We start from the raw sequence: 12,053 nt of genomic DNA on the forward strand, positions 1-12,053 counted from the left end.
CATCACAAGGGTGTCGGCTATTATCATTCATGCGTATATCAATCGCTAATGGATACCTTTTTTCTTGAAACGTCCGCCCTTCACGTCATGAATGTTACCGATAGCCACAAAGGCTTGCGGGTCCCAATCTTCAACGATGGTCTTCAGCTTCGCTTCTTCCAAACGGGTGATCACGACAAAAATGATCTTTTTCTCGTCCCCGCTGAATCCGCCCTCTCCATCCAGGAAAGTTACACCACGACCAAGACGGTCTGTCAGGGCTGAACCGATATCACGATATTTCTCACTAATGATCCATACCGATTTGGACTGGTCAAGTCCTTCATTCACAATATCAATCATCTTCATCGCAATATAATATGCAATCATGGAATACAGGGCATTCGGCCAGCCGAATACAAATCCTGCACCTGCGAAAATAAACACGTTAATGAACAATACGATCTGTCCTACAGACAAAGGTGACTTCTCACTAAGCAAAATGGCCACAATCTCCGTACCATCCAGTGAACCACCAGACCGAATGACAAGTCCAACACCCACACCCAGGATCAATCCGCCAAATACAGCTCCGAGCAAAGGCTCCCCTGGTGTTAATGCAGGAACATGGTGCAATAATGATGTCCCGATGGACATGACCACGATCCCCAGCAGCGTGGATAACGCAAATGTTTTACCAATCTGCTTGTAACCCAGAATCAGGAAAGGCAAGTTGAGCAAGGTCAGGAATACTCCGAGTGGCAAATTTGTAAGTTCTGACACCATAATTGAAATCCCCGTAATCCCACCATCAATAACACCATTCGGTACGAGAAACACTTCAAGCGATACAGCCATTAGTGCAGCACCGATCAGAATCATCACAATACGTTGCAGCAACTTTAATGTAAACACCGAGCTTTTGACCCCGCGGTCAGCTTGCTTGGCTGTTAGTTCTTTCACCGTTACATTGGACATGGTATCCCCCCCGTTAAATCAGTGTGTGAATCCATTTTATAAATCATTTAAATACTCAGGGTGAATCTACATATGGAGAACAGCAAATGCGTTCTATATGTACCCTGGCTATACAGCGCAAGCACCTAAAGGCGATATAAAATGGATTCAAAATGTTATTCATCCCGGTTTGCACTTTCAAAAGAGAGCAAAAGGGAGCCTGTTTTCCCGCAGACTCCCCTCCTTCGCCAAGACATGATTTATATATCTATTATATCATAAAAGATCAAATTTGCGCAAAATACTTAGCAAAAAGAAGATAAATTCACAAAAAGTGAACTTATCTTCAGAAATCTGCCCTAAATCGGCTAAAGAAGCGGTGAAAGCATCCGAGAAAGCATTTCTGCGCCTTTTTGTCGTCGTGAACGCTTCTGAAATACCTCCCCATCGATCTGACTGCATTCCCCGAGATCACGTTCAAAGTCAGTGATCAAACGACGAATCGGAGAGGACTCGAACAAGACAGCCGTTAACTCAAAATTGCAAAAAAAACTGCGCATATCCATATTGGCCGTGCCTACTGTTGCAAGCAACTCATCCACAATCATCACTTTCGCATGTACAAAACCTTTGCGATATTGGAAGAACTCAACACCTGCTCGCAGAAGTTCCTCTACATATGAAAGGGATGCCAAATGAACAAGCTTTGAATCGGATTGATACGGAATGATAATTTTCACATCAACGCCACTGACAGCAGCTGTTTTGAGTGCCTCATACAGGGCAGGATCAGGAATAAAATAAGGCGTTGTAATGTAAATCCGGTCACAGGCTACCGAAATGGCCCCAAAACACATTTCCTGAATGGCATCCCATTCCTGATCCGGCCCACTGGCCAGAATCTGAATTCGTTCTTCCCCGCTACAGATATGGGGTGGAAATAATTCCGCAAGCTGGGGTTCGGTAATTCGCTCACCGGAAGCCAATTTCCAGTCGTTCAGGAACGTACTTTGCAGGAAGTACACGGCATCTCCCTCGATCTGCACATGTGTATCCCGCCAGAAACCCACCTCTGGATATTGTCCAAGGTAATCATCGCCTACATTAATGCCACCCACGAAGCCAACCTGTCCATCCACAACAACAATTTTACGGTGATTCCGGTAGTTGACTCTTCGGTCAATCGTTGCAATCAGTGGCGGTAGAAAATAATGAAACTCCACACCTGCATCCTGCAGTTTTCGGATAAAACTCCAGCTCATCTTGTGACTGCCGAGACCGTCACAAATAAACCGAACCTTCACGCCCTCCTGTGCCTTGCGAATCATGACATCCTGAAACTTCGTACTTATCACATCATCACGGAAAATGTAAAATTCCACATGCAGATGGTGCTTTGCTTTTTCCATTTCCCTCAGCATTGCCGCAAATGCCTCTTCACCATTTGTGAGCACCGTACTGTTGTTACAACCTGTAATCGGGCTCTCTGACAGATGGGATAACAGGTTAAACAATCGATGCTGGTGGCTGAAACGATCGCCAGGCATCTGTTCGACATCTCCAATGATGTGGGCTTGTTTCCAGATCGTTTCCTTCATTTCACGGAAGATGCGCGATCCACCCTTGCGGAGTTTTTTTCGTTTGTTATAATCCTGCGCCACGAAATAGTACACTACAAAACCGATCAAAGGCACGCAGAACAAAATAAACAGCCAAGCCACAGCTTTAGCCGGATTACGAAATTCCAGCAAAAGAATTGTGGCTGCTTGGAAAATAAATACGAGTAAGATAATGACCAGCCAGAACATTCGGCTTCCTCCTCAAGTGGCAAGCTTCATGGCCTTGCCTTTCTCTCACCTACACATCTTTGACGATTATGTATACAGCTAATCATAGATACCCAATGTACCCCCTATTCGTAACGTTTGCTTAGATAAAACTTTACATAAGCAGACGGAATACTTGATTCTGGAAATTCAAATTTGTACTTCGTTCATTGTATATTCTGACTGTGTTACCTTCTACATATCAGTTTAATGATGGAGCAGATTCGCATTGTGACGCCAATCTGCTCATTTCACCTTCCAGACTCTTCCTCATTTCTTTGTCTGGAGGTGGTCTTCTTACGTAAAATTAGATATAATAATCGTTAAAAACTTATTACCTAAAGGAGAAGAGCAGTGAATGGAAAGTGAGAGGTATGCGTTAAATTTAGTATTGGTTGCTTTTTTGATAGGACTTTCGGCGTTTTTTGTCGCAGTGGAATTCGCTCTGGTACGGGTTCGTCCGAGCCGGATCGATCAAATGATTGCAGAAGGAAACAAGCGTGCGCTGGCTGTTAAACAAGCCGTTTCCAATCTGGACGGATATTTGTCTGCCTGCCAGCTTGGAATCACGATCACATCTCTGGGACTGGGCTGGCTGGGTGAACCAACGGTAGAGAAGATTCTCCACCCTGTGTTTGAAAGCTTGCAAATTCCTGAGGCGGTTTCTTCATTCTTATCGTTTGTAATCGCGTTTGCTTCCATCACGTATCTGCATGTTGTGGTTGGTGAACTCGCTCCAAAAACGATTGCAATCCGGAAAGCCGAGACTGTTGCACTGCTGACGTCTACACCTATCATCTGGTTTAACCGAATTATGTATCCTTTTATCTGGCTGTTAAACGGCTCAGCGAACCAACTGGTGAAACTGTTCGGAATCAAACCTGCTTCTGAACATGAAGATGCACACTCCGAAGAAGAGTTGCAGATCATCATTAATGAAAGCTTTGAAAGTGGTAAAATCAACCAAGCTGAATTCGGTTACGTAAGCCGGATCTTTGCTTTTGATGAGATGTTAGCCAAAGAAATCATGGTACCCCGGACCGATATGGTCTGCCTTTATGTGAATAGAACAAACGAGGAAAACCTGGAGATCATTCGTGAAGAACAATATACACGTTTTCCAGTAGTGAATGAGAGTAAAGACGATATCATCGGTATCATTAATACGAAACAATTCTTCCTGGAACTATACGGAAACGATGAACCTGTTGATCTATCCTCCCTGATTCAGCCTGTATCGGCTGTTCACGAAACAACTCCTGTGAAGGACTTGCTCAAGAAAATGCAGAAGGATGGCGTACATATCGCCGTGCTTGTCGACGAATATGGAGGAACTTCCGGAATTGTAACCATCGAGGATGTGCTTGAGCAGATTGTTGGTGAGATTCGCGACGAGTTCGACGCAGACGAAGTGGAAGATATTCAAGTCATCAATGAGAACTATGTCATTATGGATGGCAAGGTTTCCTTATCGAAGGTGAACGACATGTTTATGTCCAGCCTGGATGCAGATGAGTGGGACACCATTGGTGGATGGCTCTACAGCCATCGTCCCGAGATGAACGAACAGGAAGAATATGAGTTCGAGAATCTAATCTTTGTTTTGCTGGAAAAAGACAAAAATCGGTTCTACAAAGTGGCCGTTGTTCCCAAGGAACCACTGACCATGTCTGATTATACAGATGAAGACGAAAAAGAGTCCAATTGGTCTAAATAAAGCCAATTTATAAATAAGAAGAGGAGCACTTGCCTATTTGGGTAAGTGCTCCTCTTCTTATTATATCTCGCCCTATCCGTCACTTCTCCAAGTTGTCATTCAACCCAAGAATGGAACTCCCATTTTTAGTTTGATTTTAATACCCACTTCGCAATATCATCGATAATGGCTTTGGAGACATTAGATGGCTCAGCGTACTCTTGACCGATTGAAAGTCCATCATAGTTGGATAAAAGATGATTTACCTTTGGATAGCTATTGTACGTTACATTGGAATGACCTTGAAGAGACGATTTCCAGGTTTGGAATTGATTCATAGACACTTGCACATCGTTTTCGCCTTGTATAACAAGCATAGGTGTATTTTGTGTTTTAGCCAGTTCCGCAGGCACATAATCTCTTTGCTCAAACCACCAATAAGCAGGTTGAAGTGGAAACGCCTCAGGAAGATGATCTACAGAATATTTTGGATCTTTAACCATCGCAGCCACATTTTTATAAAAATCAGCTTGCCCTTGTATGACATCCGTGTCTAAACCAAGCTGCTTCATCCGCTCTACTAATTCGTCCTGCTGCTCGGTAAGCACATCCGCAAAGCTACTACTTGGTGCAGCAAGTAGAATACTTCCTGCAATATCATGTTGCTTATCCTCAGCAATGATTAACGGCATTGCAAACCCGCCTTGACTATGTCCAGCTACAAAAATCGCTGTAGAATCAATATGTGTATTCTTTTTAAGCAATTCCACTGCATCGTTTACCTGAACTACGCTCTCTTGTTTTAATGTGAATTTAGGCTGTGAAGCCACCTTATAGGTATGCTCATATGTGACCTTATCGTATCTTAATACAGCAACTCCTTGTGAAGCCAAACCTACCGCAAGATCGCGAAACGGCTTTGCACCACCAATGGCAGCATCTTGATTGCTAGGCCCAGATCCGTGTACCAGAATGACAACCGGGAAAGGTCCCTCTCCCTTGGGCAAAGTTAATGTCCCTGGCAAAGCTAAATCACCCTGACCAACCGTAATGTCTTGTTCTGTATAGGCAGATGGGTCGTCGTAGCTTGGTTTTTGATACACATCTGGCGTAGCGGCGGCAATATGCAAATCATCTACAAGTCCGTTATGATTCATTCTGACCGTAATATTTAAACGAGTCAGCTCTGTTTTGAACGTATAGGTAACATTGCGATGCACTGTATTATTTTCTACATGCTTAGCTATGGCTTCACTTGTAATTTTGCCATTTTGTCCTTCTAAAGCTCCCCACAGCTGACTCAACAACGTGGGTGACAACACTCCACTCACAGAGGTATGAACATACTTGGCAGCCTCCTTGCCATCGCCCTCACTAATAAGGGAAATGAATATATCCTCAGGTGCTGCCTTCAGCGTCTCGGAAAGAAATGCCCCATCCATATAGGTAGTTCCTTTCGTTAACTGAACAGGATTGTCTAAGGATATGGCTTGCCCATTCACCATCGCCTGTTTCTCTCCAACCTTAACTACAATAGTAAGCTCACTTTTTCGTATTGTGATTTCTCCTGTCTTTTGTTGCCAAGATACCTCTGCCCCATTCTTTTCTGCAATCTCACGAATAGGAACAAGATTTTCACTACCAGCGGATTTTTCAGCAGCTTCTGAGATGGATGTTACCGGAAGGATGAGACCTACGAAAGTAAGAGAAAGTAATAGCTTTTTCCAATTGTTCATTGTAATAACTCCTCCTAATAATTAATTTCATCTATTATATGCATAGAATTCTGAGCCTTTATTGGCTCAGGACTATGCTTATAACAACAATAGCAATGATGAATAACAGCAGGACCCAAGATAGTGGACGAGCGAAGTTAATTGTCCAGCCTATTCCATAACGCTTTTCTATGGTTAAAGAAGGATCATTGGCATTGAAGTAAATAAACCCAAGCTTCCAATGTTCATCGTCATTCACAGGCTGCTCCTTGGATCGTTCACGATCCTCTTGATGGTTCCGAATTTTCCCACCGCCTTGTCTGCCTGTGAGAGATAGCCCTACCGCGCCTAACAAGATCAGCACAGGGGTAATGAAGATAATACCTTTTAACAAGACGAGATTCGGGACGAACATATTCATCTGAATGAAGGCAAATAAAATGGTAAGAAGTAAGCCTGTTACAAGCGTAAATAGGGACCATTTACGACGGAATTGAATATTTTCAGCAGCAAATTGGGCAGGATTAGACGCGGTAAGCTGTTGTTTGCTTGTTTTGATACTCCAGTTCACCAACATCATAAGTGCAATGATGCCTAGCTGCACAAGATTAATAGCCAGTACCGAGAGGTAGGTTTTAGGCGCACTGGAAATGACATGGCCCTGAAGATCATATTTCATTGGAATGACGTTAGGGAGTGCCTTATAATTCAGGATTGAAATGATTCCAATGGCTACAATAATAGCAATGTGAATGAGAAACCAATAGTTGGAATAGGTGAGTTTATTTTGACGGAAGGTGGTATCGATTTTAACCCGTTGAGGTGCGTCTACAGTTGTAAGTGTTCCTTTTATCTTTTTCATCTTGAAATGAAATAAGATGTGTAGTGCTGCCCAGTATACAATAAACAACACTGTGCAAACACCGGTGATCATTGCCGTAGACTTTTCATTAGCAGATGGGAGTAAATACAGACAGACAAGTATAATCATCCCGTTTCCGATCAGACTTACGGTAGCAAACGCACTCCGTAGCTTACGCAAGATGGGTGTGTAGTAATTATACTCACTTACCGTAACCCCAAAGCTGATTGTTTCCCTTGTCACATATGGTGCAAAAGATAGAAATACGGCTAATGGAGCAAAGATTAAAATGATAGGTAATATACTAAATAGTTGCATACATAACACACTCCCTCGATTCCTTTATTCTTTGTTGTGACCCATCTTCACATCATCATACATTTGGTCTAACACCGCAGATAGTTCCTCTTTGGTCATTCCGCGACAGATCGCTTCGGCAATAATCGGTCTTAATTCTCTTTGCTGCTTTTTCAAAAAATCATCCGTTAAACCAGGCATTCCATCAGGGTTCACTACAACTCCCTTTTGCCTATGAACCAGAATGTATCCATCTTGCTTGAGTAGTGTATAAGCCTTGTTGACGGTGTGAAGGTTAACACCAATATCTGCGGCTAAATTCCGAACCGAAGGTAACGCCTCACCTAGCTGTAACTCACCACTAGCAATGCCTTCAATAATTTGATAAACAAGTTGCGAATAGATGGGAAGTTCGGATTGCATATCCAGTTGAATAATCAAGGGTTCACCTTCTTTTTGTTATCTGTTATATATCAAGTATAACAGATATAACATGAGTGAGCAATAAAAATGAAAATAAAAATAAAGCCGCATAGCCATCGCGAGGGCAAACTTACCTGACCCTTCACCATTGATATGCGGCTTATCCTGTTGAGCTTATCGATGTGATTCAATAACAAACATTAGTAGTGGCACATGACAGCGTTGTATTTCAAATTCCATTTAAGTTTCAGTCTTATCTTCGACAATCCGATAATGGATTTTGCGAACTATAATTTTCAGAATCATATATAGGGGAATCACGATAATCATACCCAAAATATTTCCCAGGTCAGCACCCACGAGCAAAAGGATAACGGTAGTCAGTGGATGAATATCGAGCTGTTTGCCATAGACATAAGGTGAGATCAGGTTATCCTGAATTTGCTGTGCGATTACAATGATGACCAGTGACCAGATCGCCATCGAAGGTGATTCGATAAACGCGACAATGACAACCGGAATAGCTGCCAGCAAAGCACCCACATAAGGGATGAAGTTCAGAATAATGGATACAACCGTCAGCAGCAATGCGTAAGGCAAACCTAAGATGAGAAAACCGATGTACATCAGAATCCCCAAGGCTACATTAACAATAACCCTGCCAACAATATAGTTGCTTAGTGCTTCATCGATCTCATGGACGGTTTCTTCCCCATCCTTTCGATAATGCCTTGGCAACAATAAGGTTAGATTCGTTCCAAACTTACTGCCTTCCTTGAGCATGTAATACAACATGATCGGGAACGTTGCCAGAATAATAACCAGATTGGATACCACGGAGAATAACCCGGAGACATAATTGGTTACCTGAGTGATCCCTTGACTCAGAACATCGGATAATCGTGAGAATAGATTGGAATCATCAGGCAGGTATCTGGATACAACATTGCTCTTTTCAAGTGCATTCAACTGATCGCTGAGTGAAGTAACCAACGCTGGAGCATTCTCCACGAAATTCATCAATTGTTCACGCAGGGAAGGCCATACAAGCACACTAAAACCTGCAAGTATTAGTGCAATTACGACATAAATAATCAGAACTGATAATGCACGTTTGATCTTATGCCTTTCCATATAATCGACAAGCGGGCGCAGCAGATAATAGAAGAAACCAGCAATCAGCAGCGGAATGATGATGATGTGAATCAGTGAGGTCAGGGGGCTGAAAATAAAGTTCACTTTTTCCCCCAGATACACGATGAGCAGCAGCAGAATAATCGCTGTACATATGCGGTAGAACTTGTTATTTATCAAGAAACGTGATCCCTCCATGCGCTGCTCTGCCAAAGTGACTGCGGCGTTCATATGTATATCTAGTCATTTACTTATGATACTAAGTACCCTTAAATGACAGTCATGCCACAGGCGATGCTGAATATACACTTATTTTCTTTCCAAAACAAACATTGGAGCAAAAAAAAGAAGCAGGTGTTAGCCTGCCACATCTCTTTTGCTGAATACAACCCAGGAAATCACCATGAAAATAACGTAATACACCGCCAGAACTGCAATGGAGAAACCCAGTGTCATTCCTGCACTCGGACCACCCATTAGCGCAAAATCTGCCCCGGAGGTCATGTATTTGCTAAGATCCATGTTGTTGAATAGAACATACTTGGCCCACTCATAACGGACCGGATTGAATATGAGTGAGAAGATACTCTGTGAGAACATAATGAACAGAGATAATCCAATCGCAAGTGCACCTGAACGAAATACGGAGGACACCATAAAGGCAATCGCAAGCGTAATGAACAGATCAACGTACAAATATCCCCATAACGTCAGAGCATTCGTAGCCGGACTACCGCTTCCTCCCGGAGCATCATGCGAGAAAAGGATATAAGACGTTAGCATGGCCATCGCGATGATCAGCAATGTACTGACAATACTGAAGCCAACGACGGTCAGATATTTGGAAGCAAGAACTTTGCTTCGTGACCATGGACGGATCAGCAACAGCTTAATGGTTCCCCAGGTAAATTCGCCCGCAACCGATTCCGCTGCAATCACGACACAGAAGATCGTGTTCAGGAAAAACGTAATCTGGATGGTCGTTACAGCCGCTTCCCAGTACAAAACTTCATTGGACCCCATGCCTTCTCGCAGTAACACTGGCATTAATAGCGAGATCAGCGCCAAAATTGATAACATGATCCAGGTACGGGGACGACGGAAAATTTTCATATTCTCGTTCAATATCAGATTACCAAAACTACCCAATGCCTCCACCCCCAGTGACTTGCAAGAATTGTTCTTCCAGGGTGTGAGTCACGTTACGAATACCGTATACCTGAAACCCTTCGCTAACCAGCTTGGCATTGATATCCGGAATCTGCTCACGAGACACCCGCATCACCAGTACATTGCCCTGTACGACAGCACCCTGAATCAGATCCGCAGCACGATCTGCATCATTCAGCTCAAAAGCAACTTCGATTAATGCATCCGAACCTGCTTCAGCCCGAAGGTTTCTTACATCGATCAACTTGCCATTCTGGATGATGGCAACCGTATCACACATCAGCTCCATCTCCGACAACAAATGACTGGATACAAAGACCGTAATGCCTTCCTCTTGGGTGAGCTGGCGCAAATAATCTCTCAGTTCCCGTATACCCTGTGGGTCCAGACCATTGGTCGGCTCATCCAGTACAAGCAGCTTCGGTTTATGTAATATCGCTTGCGCGACACCCAGACGCTGGCGCATGCCCAGTGAATAGGTTTTGACCTTATCGTGAATACGAGCTGTGAGCCCCACACGCTCAATTGTTTCCGCAATACGTTCCTTCGTAACTCCCGGCGACATGCGGGCAAAGTGAACGAGATTTTGGTACCCGGTCAGAAACTTATACATTTCCGGATTTTCCACAATAGCTCCTACCTGGGCTACCGCCTGCTCAAATTCATTCTTTACACTGTGTCCCGAAATGAAAATATCACCTTTACTGATGGACATCAGTCCAACCATCATTCGAATCGTCGTTGTTTTTCCCGCGCCATTGGGTCCTAAAAAACCAAAAACCTGCCCCGGAGAAATATCCAGAGTCAGGTCGCTGACCAATGATCGGGAGGATATGATCTTGCTGACGCCCTGAATCCGGACGACCGGCTCCTGCTGCATTCAATCCCCTCCTTCATGGACGAGCACATCATTCATGCCCGTTTCTCATATGAACATAGTGTATCATAATCTTTAGTATATTGTCCCGCAAACTGGGATTTCCCCTGACGTTTTGCTTCAACTACACACGCTTCACAGCATCCAAGCGGCATTTCACTCCGGTAGAATCCGGTGCGAAATACGTGATTGCCTCCATTGCCCTCTTCCTTCATTTCGACAGAGCTTCTAGTGACCGACACAATCATCCCACAACTGACACAGTAAAAGCGGCCCGTTTCGATCAATGATATTCCTTCCCCTCACAAGGAGCTTAGAAGTCCTTGTTATTTGTCGTTAGACGCTGAAAATTGATACATTTTGTATCTATCTCGTAATTTACTTGACACCGGGACTAATGTCAAGGCTTTACAGCCATAAAAACAAGCAAAACACAAAAAAAGCTCCATAAATGCGACAAAAGTCTCGCATTTATGGAGCCTCATGTTAGGTAAATGATACAATTCGGTTCAATGTATGGGTTAATATTAATTCCTGATCAGTCACTATTGTCGACCTGAGAGGTATCCTCATTTTTCTGATTTGGATAATACCAGAGTAAGGTCCACTCATCGCCATCCTCTACCAGATAACAGGTCTGCACAATATCGAATTGGCCAAAGGTACCTGAGTACTTCTGGGTGACCCGGATTCTGTAGGCTTCAGAAAATGGCTTAACGCCATCAATCACGGTTACATCGAACTCGCGCTCTGGCTTCTCCATCTCCAGCTCAAACGTTTCCACGCCAAAATGCTGCATAAATATATGTGCTCTGTTCTGTACGTAAGCACTCTTGGGAAACCGCTCTTTCATCAGGGGATGAAAGAGTTCCCATGAACTGCCGAAGTCACCCGTCTGCTCATATTTGTAAAACTCTTCGGCAACAGCAGCAGCTTCATCCGATGTATCTGCCTGAAACAGATACGGAATGGTTCTGGCAATCAACCACAGCAATAATACAATGATCGCGATGAACCCGATCTTTTTGAGCAAAGCATTCCGGTTCCTTCTTCGCAGCATGTCCAGTCCTCCTTGTCCTACTCCATACTTATGATGGATGGCAGACAAGTAGAAGTT

At 43.6% G+C, this 12,053-nt stretch carries 11 protein-coding genes; 1 reads left to right on the plus strand and 10 read right to left on the minus strand.

Features of this window, described 5'->3' with window-relative positions; translation table 11 throughout:
- Window positions 1-45: 45 nt before the first annotated feature.
- Window positions 46-957: a YitT family protein gene (locus tag C170_RS15435; RefSeq protein ID WP_036611290.1), complete on the minus strand. Its 912-nt coding sequence runs from the start codon at window positions 955-957 to the stop codon at window positions 46-48.
- Window positions 958-1,304: 347 nt separating this feature from the next.
- Window positions 1,305-2,744, minus strand: coding sequence for a cardiolipin synthase (cls, locus tag C170_RS15440; RefSeq protein WP_036611292.1), 1,440 nt, complete (start codon window positions 2,742-2,744; stop codon window positions 1,305-1,307).
- A gap of 376 nt (window positions 2,745-3,120) precedes the next feature.
- Here cls and C170_RS15445 point away from each other — a divergent pair, with 376 nt between their 5' ends.
- Entirely contained in the window at window positions 3,121-4,479 is a 1,359-nt protein-coding gene (locus tag C170_RS15445) for a hemolysin family protein (RefSeq protein ID WP_036611293.1), read from the plus strand.
- 125 nt (window positions 4,480-4,604) lie between these two features.
- Here C170_RS15445 and C170_RS15450 read toward each other — a convergent pair whose 3' ends face one another.
- From C170_RS15450 to C170_RS15485, 8 genes are all read right to left on the minus strand, one after another.
- Window positions 4,605-6,194: an alpha/beta hydrolase family protein gene (locus tag C170_RS15450; RefSeq protein ID WP_036611295.1), complete on the minus strand. Its 1,590-nt coding sequence runs from the start codon at window positions 6,192-6,194 to the stop codon at window positions 4,605-4,607.
- 58 nt (window positions 6,195-6,252) lie between these two features.
- Complete coding sequence (locus tag C170_RS15455; RefSeq protein ID WP_036611297.1) at window positions 6,253-7,353, minus strand: DUF1648 domain-containing protein; 1,101 nt, start codon at window positions 7,351-7,353, stop codon at window positions 6,253-6,255.
- A 24-nt stretch (window positions 7,354-7,377) separates the two neighbouring features.
- On the minus strand, window positions 7,378-7,773 hold the full coding sequence (locus C170_RS15460) for a GntR family transcriptional regulator (protein WP_036611299.1): 396 nt from the start codon (window positions 7,771-7,773) through the stop codon (window positions 7,378-7,380).
- Between the two features lie 222 nt (window positions 7,774-7,995).
- Window positions 7,996-9,069 carry an AI-2E family transporter gene (locus C170_RS15465; RefSeq protein WP_081745953.1) on the minus strand — a complete coding sequence of 358 codons (1,074 nt, stop codon included), beginning with the start codon at window positions 9,067-9,069 and terminating at the stop codon, window positions 7,996-7,998.
- 177 nt (window positions 9,070-9,246) lie between these two features.
- Window positions 9,247-10,038, minus strand: a complete 792-nt coding sequence (locus C170_RS15470) for an ABC transporter permease (protein WP_036611300.1) — start codon at window positions 10,036-10,038, stop codon at window positions 9,247-9,249.
- A complete protein-coding gene (locus tag C170_RS15475; RefSeq protein WP_036611301.1) occupies window positions 10,031-10,939 on the minus strand; it encodes an ABC transporter ATP-binding protein in 909 nt (302 codons plus the stop codon). Before C170_RS15475 ends, C170_RS15470 begins: the two co-directional genes overlap by 8 nt.
- A gap of 32 nt (window positions 10,940-10,971) precedes the next feature.
- Window positions 10,972-11,223, minus strand: coding sequence for a hypothetical protein (locus C170_RS15480; RefSeq protein ID WP_143760279.1), 252 nt, complete (start codon window positions 11,221-11,223; stop codon window positions 10,972-10,974).
- A 251-nt stretch (window positions 11,224-11,474) separates the two neighbouring features.
- Window positions 11,475-11,996: a hypothetical protein gene (locus C170_RS15485; protein ID WP_036611303.1), complete on the minus strand. Its 522-nt coding sequence runs from the start codon at window positions 11,994-11,996 to the stop codon at window positions 11,475-11,477.
- Window positions 11,997-12,053 lie beyond the last annotated feature (57 nt).

Origin of the sequence: Paenibacillus sp. FSL H7-689, from assembly GCF_000517905.1 — a bacterium.
In the GTDB taxonomy this organism is placed as follows: Bacteria; Bacillota; Bacilli; order Paenibacillales; family Paenibacillaceae; genus Paenibacillus; species Paenibacillus amylolyticus.

What these genes read in the sequence shown, in the direction of transcription:
- C170_RS15435 (WP_036611290.1), bottom strand. Translation starts at nt 957, where the DNA reads ATGTCCAATGTAACGGTGAAAGAACTAACAGCCAAGCAAGCTGACCGC.
- cls (WP_036611292.1), bottom strand. Translation starts at nt 2,744, where the DNA reads ATGTTCTGGCTGGTCATTATCTTACTCGTATTTATTTTCCAAGCAGCC.
- C170_RS15445 (WP_036611293.1), top strand. Translation starts at nt 3,121, where the DNA reads ATGGAAAGTGAGAGGTATGCGTTAAATTTAGTATTGGTTGCTTTTTTG.
- C170_RS15450 (WP_036611295.1), bottom strand. Translation starts at nt 6,194, where the DNA reads ATGAACAATTGGAAAAAGCTATTACTTTCTCTTACTTTCGTAGGTCTC.
- C170_RS15455 (WP_036611297.1), bottom strand. Translation starts at nt 7,353, where the DNA reads ATGCAACTATTTAGTATATTACCTATCATTTTAATCTTTGCTCCATTA.
- C170_RS15475 (WP_036611301.1), bottom strand. Translation starts at nt 10,939, where the DNA reads ATGCAGCAGGAGCCGGTCGTCCGGATTCAGGGCGTCAGCAAGATCATA.
- C170_RS15485 (WP_036611303.1), bottom strand. Translation starts at nt 11,996, where the DNA reads ATGCTGCGAAGAAGGAACCGGAATGCTTTGCTCAAAAAGATCGGGTTC.